The sequence below is a fragment of the Umezawaea tangerina genome (genome assembly GCF_003002815.1).
In the GTDB taxonomy this organism is placed as follows: Bacteria; Actinomycetota; Actinomycetes; order Mycobacteriales; family Pseudonocardiaceae; genus Umezawaea; species Umezawaea tangerina.
The window spans coordinates 43142-62574 of sequence record NZ_PVTF01000004.1; the positions used below are offsets into that span (position 1 = coordinate 43142).

Here is a 19433-nt window from a genome sequence, read left to right on the forward strand (position 1 = left end):
CCCACCTGACCCGACGCGCAGCGAGGCCCCCGTTGGGCGAAGCCCCGCCAGCGCCCATCCGGCGCGGAGCGCCAGGGGCCCTGTCCGACGCGCAGCAAGGATGCCTTGTCCGACGCGCAGCGAGGATCCCCAGCAAGGCGAAAGCCCGCCACCCCCATCCGGCGCGGAGCGCCTGGGGCCTTGTCCGCAGCGCAGCAAGGATGCCTTGTCCGACGGCGAAGCCGAGGATGCCCTGTCAGGCGCAGCCTGATGCCCCCGAAACCCACCCTCCCCCCACGCACCCCGCCGAAAAACCATCTCTATGGTTCCCGCACCTTGTCAAGATAGCTTCACCGTCTTGACAAGGTGCGGGAACCATAGAACACTCGGCGCCCGGGGTGCCCCACACAAACCCTCACCCCCGAACCCCCAACCTCCCCAACCTCCTAGAAGCCAACACAGCGATCACCTCCGGATCCCCCCTCCTCCACCCGTCCACCGGATCATCATCAAACCTCGCCAACTGCCCCAACGACATCGTGTTCAACGCATGCAACGCCAACAGATCCGTCCGCCCCGAAGCACTCAGCTGCCGAGCCGCGTAAGCCCTCCGCGCGAACCGCACCCTCAACGGCAACCACGTGATGAGCAGGAACATCACCGGCACGGCGATCAACCCCACGGTCACCCACAGGGCCACCGTCTCGACCGCCTCGATCTGCGCGTGCCCCACGTTCGCCAGCGTCGTCCCGGCGTCCGTCCCCTTCCCCAGCGCCCCGGCCAGGTCGCCGCCGACGATCGGCACGCGGCCCGCGCTCCCGGCGGCGTCCGCGAACGCGTCGTGCACCCGCCCGCCCGCGTCCACCAGCCCGTCCCCCGGCGCCCGTGCGCTCAGCACCCCGTCCCGCGCGTTCAGCGCGAACCACACCCAGAACCACACCCAGCCGACCGCCAGCAGGTCCGCGACGACCTGTCGGACGAACCTCGTCGCACCGTCCGCGTACCACTTCATCGCGCCGCCTCCCATGTGGTGATCTCCACGTCTATCACCGATCACGGCTCGCCGGACAGCACCGGGAGGTCTCGCGCTAGTGTCCGAAAGGTGTCCACCACGTTCGGCGACCTGCTCCGCACCCACCGCGTCCGCTCCGCCCTGACGCAGGAGGAGCTGGCCGCCGGGTCGGGGGTGAGCGTGCGGGCGATCAGCGACATGGAGCGGGGTCGGGCGAAGGGGCCGCAGCGGCGGACGGTGGAGGCGCTCGCGGTGGTGCTGGGCCTGGACGGTCCGGAGCTGCGGGCGTTGTTGGACACCGCGAAGGCGGGTCGGATGCGGCACCAGGTGGCGGCGGCGCCGTGGGCGTTGCCGCCGGACGTGCCGGACCTGACCGGGCGCGACGAGGAGCTGCGGTTGTTGGCGGCCGCGGCGACGGCGGGCAGGCAGACCGAGGTGGTCGTGGTGCACGGGCCGCCCGGCGCGGGCAAGACGACGGTCGCGGTGCACCTGGCGTACCAGTTGGCCGAGCGGTTCCCGGACGGCTGCCTGTTCGTGAACCTGCGCGGGATGGACGCGCGGCCGGTGTCGCCGGGTGAGGTCATGCACAAGGTGCTGCGGACGCTGGGCGTCACCGACGAGCGCATCCCGAGCCGCGAGGACGAGCGGGCCGAGCTGTACCGGGCGGAGCTGCGGAGCCGGTCGACGGCGCTGGTCCTGGACAACGCCGCGGACGAGGCGCAGGTGCGGCCGCTGCTGGCGACGGGGTCGGGGTCGCTGGTGCTGATCACCAGCAGGCAGACCCTAGGCGGCCTGGAGGCGGGCACCCGGCTGGCGCTGGACGTGTTGTCCGGCAACGAGTCCGTGCGGCTGCTGGGCGCGATCGCCGGTGCGCACCGGGTCGCCGCGGAGCGGGCGGCGGCCGAGCGGGTCGCCGAGCTGTGCGGTCACCTGCCGCTGGCGCTGCGGATCGCGGGCAACCGGTTGGCGAGCAGGCCGCGCTGGACCCTGGGGCACCTGGCCGAGCAGCTCGGCGACGAGAGCCGCAGGCTGACGGCGCTGACGGCGGGCGACCTGCGGGTGCGGGCGGCGTTCCTGATGTCCTACCAGCAGCTGGGGCCGGTGGCGGCGCTGGTGTTCCGGCGGATGTCGCTGGTGCCGGGCGGCGACGTGGGGCCGGACCTGGTGGCGATGGCCGCGGGCGTGGACCCGCTGGTGGCCGAGGAGACGTTGGAGGACCTGGTCGACGCCAGCCTGGTCGAGGCGTCCGGGACCGCTGGCCGGTACGTGTTCCACGACCTGGTGCGGGTGTTCGCGCGGGAGCGGCTGGCCGCCGACGAGTCGGCCGCGGTCGTGGACGAGGCGCGGTGGCGGACGATCGACTGGCTGCTGCGCGAGGCGCGCACGTCGGCGCGCGCGTTCGGGCCGGACGCCTCGCCTGAGGACCACGAGCGGGCCGCGACGTGGTTGCGGCGGGAGACCGGGCACTGGATCGGCGCGCTGCGGCTGGCGCACGCCGCCGAACGGCACCGGACCGTGCTGGACGTGGCGACGGCGATGCACTGGTACTCCGACCAGCGCGGTGACGGCGCGCTGTGGCACGAGGTGTTCCGCTACGGCGTCGACGCGGCCCGCGTCCTGGGCAGCAGGCGCGACGAGGCCGTGCAGCTGAACTTCCTGTGCTGGACGCTGAGCGTGCTGCTGGACGAGCAGGAGGCGGCGCTGGTCGTGCACCACGAGGCGCTGGCCGCGGCGGTCGACTGCGGCGACGTGAAGGAGCAGGCCTGGGCGGTGTACTACCGGTCGGCCATCGAACGGCGCCAGGGACGGCTGGAGGAGTCGCGCACGTTCGCCGAGCGGGCCGTGGAGTGGTTCGAGGCCGCGGGCGACCCGCTCGCCACCCAGTTCGCGCTGTCCAACCTGGGGATCGTGCTGCACCAGTTCGGCCGGTACGCCGAGTCGGCCGAGGTGCACCGCCGGTGCGTCGCGTTCCACCGAGCCCGTGTCGCCCTTCGCCCCGACGGACACGACCGCGAGTCGGTGGCGCTGAACCTGTTGCGGCTGGCGGCGGACCTGACCGCGCTGCGCGACTGGGACGCGGCGCGCGAGGCGTGCGAGGAGGCGCTGGGGCTGGCCAGGGCCACCGGTGCCCGGCACACCGAGGCGGACACGCTGGTCCAGCTCGGCGCGGCGCTGCACGGGCAGGGCGACGCGGCGGGGGCGGCGGACCGGTTGCGGGAAGCCGTTGCCATGACCGACGAGCTGCGCACGACCGCGCTGGTGGAGATGCTGATCCTGCTGGGAACCGTGCTCGACGACCTCGGCGAGACCGACGAGTCGAGGGCGTACCGCTTGCGGGCGCTGGACATCTGCGACCGGTCGCAGACCATCGCGACCCGCGCGCTCGGCGCGGAGCTGAGGCGGGCGATGGAGACCCCGTCGTCCGTGCGGAGCGACGGGCACGCGTGAGCTGATCCGATCGGCGCAGCGATCTCGCTGATCGGTCGATTGTCTTCGGTGGTGCGGTCCCCTACTGTCGATCTTCGTCCGCGCGGACTTCTGACACCGGATCACGCACGAGGGGGACTCGGCAATGCCAGGATTTCGCGCGCCTTGGAGACTGCGGCTGTCCGGCCTGACGGTCGCCGCGATGGCGATCGCCGTCGCGACCGCACTGCCCGCCGCCGCTGAGGGGAAGATCGTCGACGCGGGTGGGCCCGACGCCGTCCCGGACAGCTACATCGTGGTGTACAAGCAGGACGCGGTCACCACGCAGACGGACTCGTTGGCGGCCAAGGCGAACGCCAAGGTCGAACACCGCTACACCGCGGCCCTCAAGGGTTTCGCGGGCACGATGACCGAGGTCGGCGCGAAGAAGCTGGCCGCCGAGCCGAGCGTGGACTACGTGGCGCAGAACCACGTCGTGACCAAGCAGGGCGACCAGCCCAACCCGCCGTCGTGGGGTCTGGACCGGATCGACCAGCGCAGGTTGCCGCTCGACTCCAACTACCACTACGAGTCCACCGCGGCGAACGTCAACGCCTACGTGATCGACACGGGCATCCGCACCACGCACGTGGACTTCGGCGGCCGGGCGACGTTCGACTTCAACGCGGTCGACACCGACAACTCCGACTGCAACGGCCACGGCACGCACGTCGCGGGCACGATCGGCGGAACCCAGTACGGCGTGGCCAAGAGCGTCCGGCTGCACGCCGTGAAGGTGCTGGACTGCGGGGGCAACGGCACGATCGCCGGTGTCGCGGCGGGCGTCGACTGGGTCACCGCCAACAAGGTCAAGCCCGCCGTCGCGAACATGAGCCTGGGCGGTGGCGCCAACGCCGTCCTGGACACCGCGGTGCGCAACTCCATCGCCTCCGGCGTCACCTACGCCATCGCGTCGGGCAACTTCACCGACAACGCCTGCAACTACTCCCCCGCCCGCGTCGCCGAGGCGATCACGGTGAACGCCTCGACCATCGTCGACACCAAGGCCGACTTCTCCAACTTCGGCTCCTGCACCGACCTCTTCGCACCGGGCCAGGACATCACGTCGGCGTGGGGCACCGGTGACACGGCGACCAACACCATCAGCGGCACCTCGATGGCGACCCCGCACGTGGCGGGCGCGGCCGCGCTGTACCTGGCGGACAACCCGAACGCGACGCCGAAGCAGGTGCGCGACCGGCTGGTCGGCGTGGCGGCGTACAACCGGATCGCCGACCCCGGCGCCAACACCGAGAACCTGCTGCTGTTCAGCGGGATCGTCGTCGCACCGGTCCCCGCGCAGGACCTGCTGCTCAACGGCGAGACCCTGCAGGCGAACCAGACCCGGACCTCCGCGAACGGCGGGTACGTCCTGGTCATGCAGGGTGACGGGAACCTGGTGCTCTACACGTCCAACGGCGTGGCGCAGTGGGCGACCAACAGCACGACCACGGGCGCGGTGGCGGCGTCGCTGCGCAACGGCAACCTGGTGCTCACCAACGCCGCGGGCACCGTGGTGTGGAGCTCCGGCACGCAGGAGACGACGGCCGACCGGCTCGTCGTGCAGAACGACGGCAACCTGGTGCTCTACGGCCCCAACGGCAAGGTCTTCTGGCACCGCTTCCAGTAGGCGCGCGAAAGGAACGGGGCCACCACCCGCGGGGGTGGTGGCCCCGTTCCCGGAAGCGGCTCAGTCCCCCAGCACGGCCAGCGCGTCGATCTCCACCAGCAGCCCGGCGGGCAGTCCTACGTAGACGGTCGTGCGCGCCGAGTACGGCTCGGTCATGAACTCGCCGTAGGCGTCGTTCATCTCGCCGAAGTGCGCCGTGTCGGTGAGGTACACCCGCAGCATCACCACGTCGTCGAAGCTCGCACCGGCCGCCGCCAGCACGGCGCCGACGTTGCGCAGCGTCTGGGCGGTCTGCTCCTTCACCGTGGTGCCGACGATCGAGCCGGTCTCGGCGTCGAAGGCGACCTGGCCCGCAACCTGCAGGACGTTGCCCTTGCGGACGCCCTGCGAGAACTTCGCGATGGGCTGGGGCGCGGTCTCGGTCTTGATCTCGATCTTCGGCAAGGCAGGACCCTCTCTAGTCGCGCGGCGTGAAGCCGCACTCGATGGACGCCGCCCGCGCGGTGGCGAGCAGGCTGGGCACGAGGGCCACCAGGCCCTCGAAGTCGAGCAGCACCTTGGGAACCGACACCGAGACCGCCGCCACCACCTCACCACGGGAGCCGCGGATCGGCGCGCCGACGCAGTGGATGAAGTCCTCGTGCTCGGAGTTGTCCAGCGCGTAGCCCCGTTCCCGCACGCGCTCCAGCTCGGCGAGGTAGGCCGCCGGTTCGGTGATCGTGTTCGCGGTCAGCCTCGGGTACTCCATCGACGCGGCGACCTCGCGCCGCTTGGCCTCCGGCAGGTCCGCCAGCAGCACCTTCGCCACGGCCGTGCAGTGCAGCGGCGCGCGGCGGCCGACGCGGGAGTACATCCGCATGGGGTGGGTGCTGTCGTACTTGTCGATGTAGATCACCTCGCCCGCCTCGTAGCTGGCCAGGTGCACGGTGTAGCCGGTGAGGGCGTTGAGCTCGCGCAGCGCGGACTCGGAGCTGCGCCGCACGTCCCGCTCCTCCAGCGCCCGGTTGGCGAGGTCGAACAGGGCGGTGCCGAGCCGGTAGTGGTGCACGCCCTCGCGCTGCACGAACCGGTGCGACTCCAACGTCCGCAGCAGCCTCAGTGCGGTCGACTTGTGCACGTCGACGACACCCGCGAGCTCCTCCAGCGTCTTGGGGCCGGTCGCCAGCTCGCCGACGAGCGTCAACGCGCGGTCCAGGCTCTGACTCATACGCTCTCCCGTAGGTTGCCCGCCCTGAGGTTCGCCGCCGCCCACGTGGACGGGTCGGCGTCGAGCAGGGGGCCGGTGACCCGCGACGGCAGGGGGACTCCGACGTCCTCGGTGGTCAACAGCACCGCGGCCGCCTGCAGGTGCCCCGCGCGCAACCGCCTGCCGGGCGGGTCGCCCGCGAGGTGCGCGGCGAGGTAGCCCGCCGCGAAACCGTCCCCGGCACCGACCGGCTCCACGACGTCCACGCGCAGCGCGGGCTGGAAGGTGTGGGTGTCGCCCTCCACCAGCGTCGCGCCGTGCTCGCCCAGCTTCACCACGATGCTCGCCGGGCCGGGCAGCAGCTCGCGCAACGCGGCCGGGTCACCGGTCCCCCACACCGCCTCGGCCTCGTCCGCGCCCGCCAGCACGATGTCGGCGGCGTTCGCGAGCTCGCGCAGGACGGCCGGGTCGCGGCCGTGCCACAGCGCGGGCCGCCAGTTCAGGTCGAAGGACACCAGGAGGCCGTCGCGGGGCCTGGTGAGCACCTCGCGCAGCAGGGCGAGGCAGCTGTCGGACAGCGCCGCGGTGATGCCGCTGACGTGCACCAGCCGCACGGACGCCAGGTCGAGCCGGTCCACCGTCTCGGGGCCCATCGCGGAGGCGGCGGAGCCCTGCCGGTAGTAGCGGACCGGGCTGCCCGCCGCGTCGGCCTCCTTGACGTACAGGCCGGTCGGGCGCTCCGGGTCGACGTGCACGCCCGTGACGTCCACACCCGCGCCCGCGACCGCGTCGAGGACCGCGCGGCCGAACGCGTCCGCGCCCACCGCGCTCACCCACGAGCTCGCGACGCCCAGGCGCGCCAGGTGGCAGGCCACGTTGGACTCCGCGCCGCCGATCGCCCTGGTCCAGCGGACGACCTCGTGCGCGGGACCGGGTTCGGCCGGGACGAGCACCACCATCGTCTCGCCGAGGCACACCACTCCGCCCGCTTGTTCGAAACTCATCCGCTTCTTTCCTCCGGACTTGCTCGTTGACGGCGGGGCAAGCGAATGTTACACACTTCAGCATCACATCGCGCAATAGCCGTTGCAAAATATGCAACGTGAGGAGCGGGACAAGTGGACTCGGCGAGCATTGACCGGACCGCGGTAGCCGCGCTGCGCGCGGAACGCATCGACTGGCGCTTCAAGGGGCTGCCGAGCACGGCGTTCGGGGCCTCGGTGGGCGAGGTGGCCGACCGGCGCCTCGACCTGTTCACCGACGGGTTCGTCGGCCCGCTGGTGGTGCTCGACGCCTCGGCGCTGGAGCACAACCTCGCCACCATGGAGTCGTGGTGCGAACGGCACGGCGTCGCGCTGGCCCCGCACGGCAAGACGACCATGGCACCGCAGCTGTTCACCCGCCAGCTCGACCACGGCGCGTGGGCCATCACGGCCGCGAACGCCAGCCAGCTGCGGGTGTACCGGGCGTTCGGCGTGAGCCGGGTCCTGCTCGCCAACCAGCTCGTCGACCCGGCCGCGCTGCGCTGGCTCGCCGACGAGCTGGCCGCCGACCCCGCGTTCGAGTTCACCTGCTGGGTGGACTCGGTGGCGGGCGTCGCGGTGATGACCGAGGCGCTGGAGGGCACGGCGCGTCCGGTGGACGTGCTGGTGGAGCTGGGCGCGACCGGCGGCCGGACCGGGGCGCGCGACGCCGACACCGCCTCGGCGGTGGCGAAGGCGGTCGCGGAGAGCCCGGTGCTGCGGCTGGTCGGCGTCGGCGGTTACGAGGGCGCGCTGGCCCACGACAGCTCCGAGCAGGCGAAGTCCACAGTGGACGCCTACCTCGACGCGGTGCGCGACCTGGTGCTGCGGCTGCACGGCGAGGGCCGTTTCGAGGGCTTGGACCAAGTCGTCGTCACAGTGGGCGGCAGCGCGTACTTCGACCAGGTCGCCGCCGCGCTGACCCGGCCGTGGCCGTCGGACCTGCCGGTGCTGCCCGTGGTGCGCAGCGGCGCGTACGTGACGCACGACGACGGCTTCTACCGCGGCATCTCGCCGCTGGGCCGCACCGAGGGCGAGCAGCCGTTCCGGCCGGCGCTGCGGGCGTGGGCGCAGGTCACGTCGAAGCCCCAGGCGGACCTGGCGCTGCTCACGATCGGCAAGCGCGACGCGTCGTTCGACGAGGGCCTGCCCGAGCCGCAGGTGGTGCGCTCCGGCGGCGTGGAACGGCCGCTGGTGGGCGCCTCGGTGACCGCGCTCAACGACCAGCACGCGTTCCTGGCGCTGACCGAGGGCGGTGTCGAGGTCGGCGACTGGGTCGGGCTCGGCGTGTCGCACCCGTGCACGGTGTTCGACAAGTGGCAGCTGATCCCGGTCGTGGACGGCACGACCGTGGTCGACCTCGTCCGAACCTTCTTCTAGGAGCCTGGATGGACATCGTCTTCAAGGGGGCGCGGGTCGTCGACGGCACCGGCGCGCCCGAGTACCGGGCGGACGTGGGGATCAGCGGGGGCCGGATCGCCGCGATCGGACCGGGCCTGTCCGGCGGCCGGACGGTCGACGCCGACGGCCTCGTGCTGGCGCCGGGGTTCATCGACATGCACTCGCACTCCGACCTCCAGGTCCTGGCGAACCCGGACCACCTCGCCAAGGTGTCGCAGGGCGTGACGAGCGAGGTGCTCGGCCAGGACGGGCTGTCCTACGCACCGGTCGACGACGCGGTGCTGGAGACGTTGCGCGGCCAGCTCGCGGGCTGGAACGACGACCCGCCCGGCTTCGACTGGGACTGGCGGTCGGTCGGCGAGTACCTCGACCGGCTCGACCGCGGCATCGCGGTGAACGCCGCGTACCTGGTGCCGCAGGGCACGGTGCGGATGCTGTGCGTCGGCTGGGACGACCGGCCCGCGACCGAGTCCGAAGTGGACCGGATGCGCTCCGTCGTCGCGCAGTCGTTGCGGGAAGGGGCGATGGGGCTCTCGTCGGGGCTGACCTACACGCCCGGCATGTACGCGACCACGGCCGAGCTCGTCCGGCTGTGCGAGGTCACCGGCTCGCTCGGCGGCTACTACAGCCCGCACCACCGCAGCTACGGCGCGGGCGCGCTGGAGGCGTACGCGGAGATGGTCCGGGTGTCGCTGGACTCCGGCTGCCCGCTGCACCTCGCGCACGCCACGATGAACTTCCCCGTCAACGAGGGCCGCGCGGGCGAGCTGCTCTCGTTGCTGGACAACGCGATCGCGGCGGGCGCGGACATCTCGCTGGACACCTACCCGTACCTGCCCGGCGCCACCTACCTGTCGGCGCTGCTGCCGAGCTGGGCCACCGAGGGCGGCCCGGAGGCGACCCTGGCGCGGCTGTCCGATGTGGACACCCGCGAGCGGATCCGGGTGGAGGTCGAGGAGACCGGCTCGGACGGGTGCCACGGCGTGCCGGTCGACTGGGACTCCATCGAGATCAACGGCGTGCGGCGCACCGAGAACGCCCACCTCGTCGGGCACAGCGTGGCCGCCTCCGCGCGGTCCGCCGGACGCCCGGCCGCCGACCTGTACTTCGACACGCTGCTGGCCGAACGGCTCGGCACGTCGTGCTTGATGCACGTCGGCCACGAGGACAACGTGCGCGCGATCATGCGCCACCCCGCGCACACCGGCGGCAGCGACGGGCTGCTCGTCGGCGACCGGCCGCACCCGCGGGCCTGGGGCACGTTCCCCCGCTACCTCGCGCGGTACGTGCGGGAACTGGGCGTGCTCGGGCTCGAGGAGTGCGTCTCCCACCTGACGGGCCGGGCCGCGAAGCGGCTGCGGCTCACCGACCGCGGCCTCGTGCGCGAGGGGTACGCGGCCGACCTGGTCCTGTTCGACCCGAACGAGGTGGCCGACACGGCGACGTTCGACGAGCCGAGGCAGGCCGCTAGAGGAATCCCGCACGTGCTGGTCAACGGGGTGCCGGTGATCGACGGCGGTACGCACACCGGGGCGCTGCCCGGCCATTCCCTGCGCAACAACGGGAGAACCAAGTGATCGACTGGCTGCAACACCAAACGGGCGGACTCCTCACGCTGTCCGCGATCAGCATCGCCCTGTTGCTGATCATGATCATCCGGTTCAAGGTCGAGCCGTTCATCGCTCTGCTGATAGCCGGTCTGCTGGTGGCGCTCGCCGCGGGCCTGCCGGTGGAGACCCTGGTCGGCTCGGCCCAGAAGGCGTCGGGATCGCTGCTGGAGGGCGGTTTCGGCGGCATCCTCGGGCACATCGCGTCGATCATCGGCCTCGGCACGCTGCTCGGCGCGATCCTGGAGGCCTCCGGCGGCGCCCAGGTGCTGACCGGGTCGCTGCTCAAGGCGTTCGGCGAGAAGCGCGCGCCGCTCGCGATGGGCCTGGCCGGTCTGATCTTCGGCGTGCCGGTGTTCTTCGACATCGGCATCTTCGTGCTGGCGCCGCTGGTCTACGTGGCGGCCAAGCAGGGCGGCAAGTCGATCGTGCTGTACGCCATGCCGCTGCTCGCCGGCCTGTCCGTCATGCACGCGTTCATGCCTCCCCACCCCGGCCCCGTGGCCGCGGCGGGCCTGCTGCACGTCGGCCTCGGCTGGATCATCATCATGGGCCTGGCCTGCGCCATCCCGGCGTGGTTCGTCGGCGGCATCCTGTACTCCACGTGGATCGGCAAGCGCATCAACGTGCCCGTCCCCGAGGAGATGCTGGCCGCGGCGGAGGAGGCCAGGGGCGACGAGGTCAAGAACCCGCCGTCGCTCGGCCTGGTGCTCGGGATCATCGCGATCCCGCTGGTGCTGATCCTCGCGGGCACGTTCGGCAGCATCCTGCTGACCAAGGGCTCCCGGCTCTACGGCGTGTTCACGTTCTTCGGCACACCCGCCGTCGCGCTCACCATCGCCGTCCTGCTGGCCACCTACCTGCTCGGCTACCGCCGCGGCATGACCCGCGACCAGCTCACCGAGCTGACCGGCAAGTCCCTCCGCCCGGTCGGCATGATCCTGCTCGTCGTCGGCGCGGGCGGCTTCTTCGGCGCCGTCCTCTCCGCGACCGGCGTCGGCAAGGTCCTGGCCACGTCCCTGTCCGACGCGGGTCTCCCGGTGATCGCGCTCGCCTACGTCATCAGCTGCGGCATGCGCATCGCCCAGGGTTCCGCCACCGTCGCCATCGTCACCACCACCGGCATCGTCGCGCCGGTCGTGGCGGACCTGAACTACTCGCAACCCCAGCTGGCGCTGCTGGTCATGTCGATCGCGTCGGGTTCGATCATCGCCTCGCACGTCAACGACGGCGGCTTCTGGATCGTCTCCCGCTACTTCGGCCTCTCGGTCAAGGAGACGCTCCAGACGTGGACCGTCCTGGAGACCGTGCTGTCCGTGGTCGGCTTCGTCATGGCCGCCCTGCTCAGCCTGGTCGTCTAGCGCGTGTACAGGGAAGAGCCCGCCCGGTGGACCTCACCGGGCGGGCTCTTCGCTCGCGGGGGCCTAGACCCCGGCCTTCTTGCCCTCCGGGGTGGAGACGAACCAGGTGCCGCCGACACCCTGGCCCTTGGCCTCGCCGCAGACCTTGTCCTCGGAGAAGGTGTACAGCGGCCACCCGGCCACGGTCAGCTGCTTGCCGCCGTCGGCGCGGGTGATCGTGCCGACCAGCGCCTTGTCCACGCCCTGCACCTCGAAGCTGTCCGAGGTCACCAGCGCCGGCGGCCACTTCACGGCGCAGTCGCCGTTGCAGTTGGAGGTCGACGGCTTGGGGGTGTCCTTGTCGAAGCGGTACAGGGTCATGCCGCCCTTGTCGGTCAGCACCGTGCCCAGGTTGCCGACGGACGCCGTGGTGAGCACCAGCTCCTTGTTCTCGGAGGCCTTCTGGCCGTCCGGCGCCGAGACGAACCACGCGTCCTTGAAGCCCTGGCTCTTGGCGTCACCGGGGATCTTGTCCTCGACGGAGGTGTAGAGCGGCCAGCCCTTGGCCGTGACCTGCTTGGTGCCGTCCGGGCGGACCAGGACGCCGAGCGCACCCTTGTCCACGCCCTGCACGGAGATGTCGTCCGTCGTGGTCAGCACCGGCGGGAACTTCTTGACGCAGTCGGCGTCGCAGTTCGACGTCGACGGGCTCGCGACGTCCTTGTCGAAGCGGTACACCGTGTTGCCCGCACCGTTGGTCAGCACCGTGCCGAGACCGGGGACCACGGCCGTCGCCAGCACCGGGCCACCCGCCTTCCTGCCTTCGGGCGTGGAGGCGAACCAGGTGCCGCCGACACCCTGCCCCTTCGCGTCACCGGGACCCGCGTCCTGGGCGAACGTGTAGAGCGGCCACCCCGCGACCGTCAGCTGCTTGCCGCCGTCCGTGCGGTCCACAGTGGACACCAGCGCCTTGTCGACACCCTGCACCTCCAGCTCACCGGTCGGCGCGAGCGCGGGCGGCCACTTCACCGCGCAGTCCTCGTAGCACTTGGAGACCGACGGGCTCGCGATGTCCTTGTCGAAGCGGTACAACGTCTTCCCGTTCGCATCGGTCAGCACCTGCCCCAGCCCACCGACCGCCGCCGCCGTCAACGACACCGTCCTGGACTGCGCGATCCCCTGCGGATCGGAGTTGGCCGCCGTGGCGTTCCCCGGGGTCGCCACCTGCCCGCAGGCGCTCAGGAGAACCAGCCCCAGCACGGTAGCGGCCCCGAAAAAGGCCGCGCGAGTACGCATCATGGTGGTGAACCTCCTTGGGTGGTCGCTCGCTCCCTGCGCGGCAACCGATTGCCCACAACACGTGGAGCCACCGGAAAAGGTTCAAACTCGTCCAGGTTTTCTCACCACCCTGGTCAGGAGCACGTTTGCCCAGGTGGCCGAAGACGGGGTCCAGCACGTTCGAGAACGACACCGCCACGATCGGGGTGCAGGTGGGTGGTATCGACTGAACGGGTGAAGGGGTGTTGGCGGTCGGGCGGGCTGGTGGCGCGGTTGGCGATACTCACCGGGTGCCGCCGAACCTCTACCGCTTCCACAGCACCTGGCCGGTCGCCTGCTCGACAGCCGTGGCCTTCGAGGTGCTGTCCGACCTCGGCAGCTACCCCCTCTGGTGGCCCGAGGTGAAGCAGGCCGTGAAGGTCGACGATCGATGCGCACGACTGCACTGCCGATCGCTGTTGCCGTACGAACTCGTCTTCCAGGCACGGCACAACACCCAGGACCCCGACCGCGGCCTCCTGGTCGCAGACCTCACCGGCGACCTCGACGGCACGGTCGGATGGCGCATCGAGGCCGACGGCGAACGGACACGGCTGGTGTACGAGCAGGTCGTGACGGTGCGGAAGCCGTTGCTGCGAAAGCTAGGCGTGGTGGCACGACCAGCGCTGGTAGCGAACCACGAACTGATGATGCGCCACGGCCAACGCGGCCTGTACACCTACCTCGCGGGCTTCCACGCAGGCCGCCACCAACACCCCGAACCACCACACCCCGAGCACGGCCAAACCCGCCAAACACCGCAAGCACCCCAGTAAGGCAAAGCCACAAAACACCGCGAGCACCCAGCAGGGCAAAACCTGCCAATCACGGCAAGCACCCCAGCAGGGCAAAGCCCACCCAACACCGCGCGGACCCCCAACAGGGCGCAGCCCGCCAACGCCCATCCGGCGCGGAGCGCCTGGGGCCTTGTCCGCAGCGCAGCAAGGATGCCCTGTCCGCCGCGAAGCGCGGATGCCTTGTCCAACGGCGCAGCCGAGGATGCTTTGTCGGACGGAGTCCGATGCCCGAGTCAGGCGCAGCCTGATGCTGGCGAAGCCAGCTCCCCTCCCGCCCCCGATAAACAGCGCCCTCCTGCCCGACCCCTGCTTGTCAAGACAGCTTTATCGTCTTGACAAGCAGGGGTCGGGCATTGAGACAATCGCGCACCGGGGGCCGGGCTTCGCACAGGACACCCCCAGGCAACCTCACCCAGCCACAGCAGCATCCTCAACATCCAACACCTGCCGCAAGAACTGCCCGGTGTAGCTCTTCTCCTCACCGGCGATCTCCTCAGGCGTCCCCTCAGCGATCACCATCCCACCCCCGGACCCACCCTCCGGCCCCATGTCCACGACCCAGTCGGACGTCTTGATCACATCCAGGTTGTGCTCGATCACGATCACCGAGTTCCCCTTGTCCACCAACCCGTTGATCACCCCGAGCAGCTTCCGGATGTCCTCGAAGTGCAACCCCGTCGTCGGCTCGTCCAGGATGTACACCGTCCGCCCGGTCGACCTCTTCTGCAGCTCGGAGGCCAACTTCACCCGCTGCGCCTCACCGCCGGACAGCGTGGGCGCGGGCTGCCCCAAGCGGACGTACCCGAGACCGACGTCCACCAGCGTCTTCAGGTGCCGGTAGATCGCGTTGATCGGCTCGAAGAACGAGGCCGCCTCCTCGATCGGCATGTCCAGCACCTCGGAGATCGTCTTCCCCTTGTAGTGGACCTCCAGGGTCTCCCGGTTGTACCGCGCTCCCTTGCACACCTCGCAGGGCACGTACACGTCCGGCAGGAAATTCATCTCGATCTTGATCGTCCCGTCGCCCGCGCAGGCCTCGCACCGCCCGCCCTTGACGTTGAACGAGAACCGCCCCGGCTGGTACCCGCGCACCTTCGCCTCGGTGGTCGACGCGAACAGCTTCCGGATGTGGTCGAACACCCCGGTGTAGGTGGCGGCGTTGGACCGGGGCGTGCGGCCGATCGGCGACTGGTCGACCTGGACGAGCTTGTCGACCTCGTCGAGCCCCTTGATCCGGGTGTGCCGACCGGGCACCTGGCGGGCGCCGTTGAGCTTGTTCGCCAGCACGGTCGCCAGGATGTCGTTGACCAGCGTCGACTTCCCCGACCCCGACACACCCGTCACCGACACCAGCGCCCCGAGCGGGAACGACACGTCGATCCCGCGCAGGTTGTGCTCGCGCGCGCCGACGACCGTGAGCTGCCGCTTCTTGTCGATCTTGCGGCGCGTCTCCGGCATCGGGATTTCCTTGCGCCCGGACAGGTACGCGCCGGTCAGCGACTCCTTGTTCTTCAGCAGCGCCTTGTACGGCCCGCTGTGCACGACGTGGCCGCCGTGCTCACCGGCGCCGGGGCCGATGTCGACGACCCAGTCCGACGTGCGGATGGTGTCCTCGTCGTGCTCGACGACGATCAGCGTGTTGCCCAGGTCGCGCAGCCGGATCAGGGTGTCGATGAGCCGGTGGTTGTCGCGCTGGTGCAGGCCGATCGACGGCTCGTCCAGCACGTACAGCACGCCCACCAGGCCGGACCCGATCTGCGTCGCCAGCCGGATGCGCTGGGCCTCGCCACCGGACAGCGTGCCGGACGCGCGGTCCAGCGACAGGTACGTCAGGCCCACGTCGACCAGGAAGTGCAGGCGCGCCTGGATCTCCTTGAGCACGGCGCCCGCGATCATCGACTCGCGCTTGCCGAGCTTGAGCCCGTCGAGGAACTCCGAGCACTCCGACACGCTCATCGCGCAGACCTCGGCGATGGACTTGTCGCCCTTGCGGGCGTGGTGCAGCGTCACGGCGAGGATCTCGGGCTTGAGGCGCGTGCCCTGGCACGTCGGGCAGGGCACCTCCCGCATGTAGCCCTCGTACTTCTCCCGCATGAACTCGGACTCGGTCTGCTCCTGGCGGCGCTCCAGGAACGGGATCACGCCCTCGAAGTTCGCGTAGTACGAGCGCTCGCGGCCGTACCGGTTCTTGTACCGGACGTGGACCTGCTCGTTCACGCCGTGCAGCACGGCCTTCTGCACCTTCGCGGGCAGCGAGCGCCACGCGGTGTCCATCCGGTAGCCGATGGTCTCGCCCAGCGACTCCAGCAGCCGGGTGAAGTACTCGGCGGTCTGGCCGCCCGCCCACGGCGCGATGGCGCCCTCGCCGAGCGACAGCTCGTCGTCGGGCACGACCAGCTCCGGGTCGACCTCCTTGCGCACGCCGAGACCGGTGCACGCCGGGCAGGCGCCGTAGGGCGAGTTGAACGAGAACGAGCGCGGTTCGAGGTCCTCGATCGCGAGCGGGTGGCCGTTCGGGCAGGCCAGGTGCTCGGAGAAGCCGCGCTCGCGCTGCGGGTCGGTCTCCGGCAGGTCGACGAACTCCAGCACGACGAGCCCGTCGGCCAGCCTCAGCGCGGTCTCGACCGAGTCGGTGAGGCGCTGCTTGGAGCTCGCCTTCACCGACAGCCGGTCGATCACCACCGAGATCTCGTGCTTCTCCTGCTTCTTGAGCTTCGGCACCTCGGCCAGCGCGTACACCGTGCCGTCGACCTTCGCGCGCGAGTAGCCCTGGGCCTGCAGCGCGGAGAACAGGTCGACGTACTCGCCCTTGCGGCCGCGGATCACCGGCGCGAGCACCTGGAACTTCACGCCCTGCTGCATCGCCAGCACCTGGTCGACGATCTGCTGCGGGGTCTGCTTGCTGATCGGCTCGCCGCACGCCGGGCAGTGCGCCTTGCCCGCACGCGCGTAGAGCAGGCGCAGGTAGTCGTACACCTCGGTGATCGTGCCGACGGTCGACCGCGGGTTGCGGCTGGTCGACTTCTGGTCGATCGACACCGCGGGCGACAGGCCCTCGATGAAGTCCACGTCCGGCTTGTCCATCTGGCCGAGGAACTGCCGCGCGTACGCGGAGAGCGACTCCACGTACCGGCGCTGGCCCTCCGCGAAGATCGTGTCGAACGCGAGGCTGGACTTGCCCGAGCCGGAGAGCCCGGTGAACACGATGAGGGCGTCCCTCGGCAGGTCGAGGTCCACGCCCCGCAGGTTGTGCTCGCGAGCGCCGCGAACGACAAGGCGGTCTGCCACTGGGTGGTTCCCTTCGGCTTTGGGTTGGCGAGCCCGGCCATGCACACGCCGGTTCGTGCGGTACCGAACACACGTTCGAAAAAGCGTACTAAACACCACTGGTGCCCGCGCGGCGGGTCGACCCCCGTGTCGGAGGTCTCCAGGCCGCGGGAGGTGAGCCGACCACCATGCTAAGTGCGACCACCGACGAAAACGGTCCTGGCCCCGCCGGCATTCCCCGACACCCGGGCTCGGTGGCCACGGCAGTGGACAGGTACCCCACCAGCCCCACCCGTCACACCGCGGCGAGGAGGAGGGAGAGCTATTTCACCCGATCGTGGGGGACCCGCGACCCTCGGCATCGTGATCGCGCACTCGGTAGAGTCGAGGTACCGCCACCAGGTGATTCCCCGTGTGATCGACGGCTACCGGTCCACGGTGAACCCTCCTAGGCTGGTCGGCACCGAATTCCGAGCCTCAACGTCGGGGAGAGGCACCACATGAGCTTTGCCAACACCGGTTCCCAGGTGGAGTCGGTCGTGCCCGCGCCGAGGGAGCAGTCCGGCGCGGCGCAGCTGGCCACCGGGAACCTCGCGGCCGTCGACCGCGCCACCGAGGCGTTCTACGCCGCCGTCGCCGAACTGGACGCGGTCGCCGTGCGCGCTCCCAGCCTGCTGCCCGGCTGGAGCCGGGCGCACGTGATCAGCCACGTGGCGCGCAACGCCGACGCGCTGGTCAACCTGCTGACGTGGGCGAGAACGGGGGTCGAGCACCCGGCGTACACGAGCAGGGTCGACCGGGACGCCGACATCGAGGAGGGGTCGACGCGGACACCGCAGCTGCTGCGGGCCGACCTCGACTCGGCGTGCCTGCGGTTCGCCGCGGCCGCCGAGAGCCTGCCCGCCTCGGCGTGGGAGGCGGAGGTCGTCCAGCCCAGCGGCGGGACGCTGCTGGCCCACCAGGTGCCGTGGCTCAGGCTGCGCGAGCTGCTGTTCCACCTGGTCGACCTCGACGTGGGCGTCGACTTCGACGACCTGCCCGAGGAGCACCTGGAGGACCTGGTGGACAGCGTGGTCGGCGGGTTCGCGACCAGGCCCGACTCGCCCGCCGTGCGGATCGACGTCGCGCTGCCGGAGGGTCGTCAGCGCAGCTGGGAGTTGAACACCGCGGGCACCGACAGCTCCGTCACCATCAGCGGTGACGCGGCCGACGTGCTCGGCTGGCTCACCGGCCGCCACGACGGCGCGCGGTTGAGCGGGGACGTGCCGAAGCTGCCCAGCTGGCTCTGAGCGGACGCGCCGCCGGTGAACCGGGGTGCCAGCAGCCGGGCCGCCAGCACCAGGCGGACCAGCTCCGGCCCCCGGCTCTCGGCGGTGAGCCAGGTGTGGATCGGGCGCTCGACGAACCTGGTGAGCAGCCACCCGAGCACGACGGCCGTGGCGAAGAAGGCGACGAGCTGGACCACCGGGCCGAGCCCGAGGCGGGCGAGGTAGAGCATCACGACGTAGCCGACCTCCTGGTGCACGAGGTAGACGCCGTAGGAGATGCCCGCCAGCCACTTGATCGGGGTGGCGATCGCGCGGATCGGCTGCACGTTCCAGTCCGGGCCGCTCGCCGCGGCGCAGTAGCCGAGCAGCAGCACGCCGAGCCCCAGGGTGGACTCCAGGTCGGAGCTGTGGATGGCCTGCGCGCCCAGCGCGCACACCAGCAGCGCGCCGAGGTGGCCGTTGCCCAGCCTGCCCTTCGACCACAGCCAGATGCCGATGCCGATCGCGAACAGCTGCGCGCGGTGCACGCCGAGACCGTCGTAGAGCGTCCTGACCAGACCGGGTTCGGTCGTCCAGATCCGCATGACCAGCGGCCCGAACACGAGTGTCCACAGCAGCACGCGCAACCACGGGCCGCGCAAGCGTGAGCAGAGGAACGCGCCCGCGATGAACCCGGTGATCTGCACGGGCAGCGTCCAGTACGAGTAGTCGACGAGCCGGACGTCCGGGACCCAGTTCTGCAGCATGAAGATGTTCATCACGAGGTCGCGGAACCCCAGCTGGCTCCAGCCCTCCGGCGCGACCCACTTGAGCACGCCGAACGTGAACGTGGCCGCCACCGCGTACGCGGGCAGCAGCCGCGAGAGCCGGTTGCGCAGGAACCGCACGGGCTCGCCCTTCGCCAGCGACGCGCACGCGAAGTACGCGGACATGACGACCAGCCCGCTGGCCCCCATCTCGAGGGGGAACGAGAACAGCGGGCGACCGAGCTCGGGGTGCACGAACGGTCCCGCGTGCGTGGCGTGCTGCAGCAGGACGGAGAACACGGCGACCACCCGCAGGACGTCCCAGTTGATCCGTCGGGCGGAGGCGCGAGGAGAGTTCGACACGAGGGGGGAAACCCGTTCCGGAGTGTTCGGCA

Annotated in this window: 13 protein-coding genes and 1 pseudogene; 7 read left to right on the top strand and 7 right to left on the bottom strand. The window is 70.9% G+C overall.

Annotation, left to right across the window (positions count from 1 at the left end):
* Positions 1–394: 394 nt before the first annotated feature.
* Entirely contained in the window at positions 395–991 is a 597-nt protein-coding gene (locus tag CLV43_RS14235; RefSeq protein ID WP_106188220.1) for a hypothetical protein, read from the bottom strand.
* Positions 992–1081: 90 nt separating this feature from the next.
* Here CLV43_RS14235 and CLV43_RS50050 point away from each other — a divergent pair, with 90 nt between their 5' ends.
* The gene (locus CLV43_RS50050) at positions 1082–3439 is read left to right on the top strand and encodes an ATP-binding protein (protein WP_106187650.1); all 2358 of its coding nucleotides are present in this window, start codon (positions 1082–1084) and stop codon (positions 3437–3439) included.
* A gap of 181 nt (positions 3440–3620) precedes the next feature.
* Positions 3621–5087 carry a S8 family serine peptidase gene (locus CLV43_RS14245; protein ID WP_245886445.1) on the top strand — a complete coding sequence of 489 codons (1467 nt, stop codon included), beginning with the start codon at positions 3621–3623 and terminating at the stop codon, positions 5085–5087.
* Between the two features lie 60 nt (positions 5088–5147).
* Here CLV43_RS14245 and CLV43_RS14250 read toward each other — a convergent pair whose 3' ends face one another.
* The 3 genes from CLV43_RS14250 to CLV43_RS14260 are packed head-to-tail and all read right to left on the bottom strand — an operon-like array spanning position 5148 to position 7277.
* The gene (locus tag CLV43_RS14250; protein WP_106187652.1) at positions 5148–5531 is read right to left on the bottom strand and encodes a RidA family protein; all 384 of its coding nucleotides are present in this window, start codon (positions 5529–5531) and stop codon (positions 5148–5150) included.
* A gap of 13 nt (positions 5532–5544) precedes the next feature.
* Complete coding sequence (locus CLV43_RS14255; protein WP_106187653.1) at positions 5545–6294, bottom strand: IclR family transcriptional regulator; 750 nt, start codon at positions 6292–6294, stop codon at positions 5545–5547.
* Positions 6291–7277: a sugar kinase gene (locus tag CLV43_RS14260; RefSeq protein WP_106187654.1), complete on the bottom strand. Its 987-nt coding sequence runs from the start codon at positions 7275–7277 to the stop codon at positions 6291–6293. Before CLV43_RS14260 ends, CLV43_RS14255 begins: the two co-directional genes overlap by 4 nt.
* Positions 7278–7391: 114 nt before the next feature.
* On the opposite strand from CLV43_RS14260, the gene CLV43_RS14265 reads away from it, so the two are divergent.
* Genes CLV43_RS14265 through CLV43_RS14275 form a run of 3 tightly spaced genes read left to right on the top strand, consistent with a single transcriptional unit; the run spans position 7392 to position 11664 of the window.
* A complete protein-coding gene (locus tag CLV43_RS14265) occupies positions 7392–8675 on the top strand; it encodes an amino acid deaminase (RefSeq protein ID WP_245886448.1) in 1284 nt (427 codons plus the stop codon).
* 8 nt (positions 8676–8683) lie between these two features.
* Positions 8684–10273 (top strand): N-acyl-D-amino-acid deacylase family protein, encoded by a 1590-nt coding sequence (locus CLV43_RS14270; RefSeq protein WP_106187655.1) that lies wholly within the window; start codon positions 8684–8686, stop codon positions 10271–10273.
* Positions 10270–11664: a GntP family permease gene (locus CLV43_RS14275; RefSeq protein WP_106187656.1), complete on the top strand. Its 1395-nt coding sequence runs from the start codon at positions 10270–10272 to the stop codon at positions 11662–11664. The genes CLV43_RS14270 and CLV43_RS14275 overlap by 4 nt, the downstream gene beginning before the upstream one ends.
* Positions 11665–11727: 63 nt before the next feature.
* Here the strand turns inward: CLV43_RS14275 and CLV43_RS14280 are convergent, their stop codons facing one another.
* Positions 11728–12942: a hypothetical protein gene (locus CLV43_RS14280; protein WP_146174762.1), complete on the bottom strand. Its 1215-nt coding sequence runs from the start codon at positions 12940–12942 to the stop codon at positions 11728–11730.
* Positions 12943–13163: 221 nt separating this feature from the next.
* Here CLV43_RS14280 and CLV43_RS14285 point away from each other — a divergent pair, with 221 nt between their 5' ends.
* On the top strand, positions 13164–13736 hold the full coding sequence (locus tag CLV43_RS14285) for an SRPBCC family protein (RefSeq protein ID WP_146174763.1): 573 nt from the start codon (positions 13164–13166) through the stop codon (positions 13734–13736).
* A 429-nt stretch (positions 13737–14165) separates the two neighbouring features.
* Here CLV43_RS14285 and uvrA read toward each other — a convergent pair whose 3' ends face one another.
* A complete protein-coding gene (gene uvrA / locus CLV43_RS14290; RefSeq protein WP_106187659.1) occupies positions 14166–17045 on the bottom strand; it encodes an excinuclease ABC subunit UvrA in 2880 nt (959 codons plus the stop codon).
* Between the two features lie 479 nt (positions 17046–17524).
* On the opposite strand from uvrA, the gene CLV43_RS14295 reads away from it, so the two are divergent.
* Positions 17525–18313: a maleylpyruvate isomerase family mycothiol-dependent enzyme gene (locus CLV43_RS14295; RefSeq protein ID WP_106187660.1), complete on the top strand. Its 789-nt coding sequence runs from the start codon at positions 17525–17527 to the stop codon at positions 18311–18313.
* Positions 18314–18441: 128 nt separating this feature from the next.
* On the opposite strand, the pseudogene CLV43_RS49255 reads toward CLV43_RS14295, so the two are convergent.
* Positions 18442–19401, bottom strand: a pseudogene (locus tag CLV43_RS49255) (acyltransferase family protein); the annotation flags it as partial.
* Positions 19402–19433 lie beyond the last annotated feature (32 nt).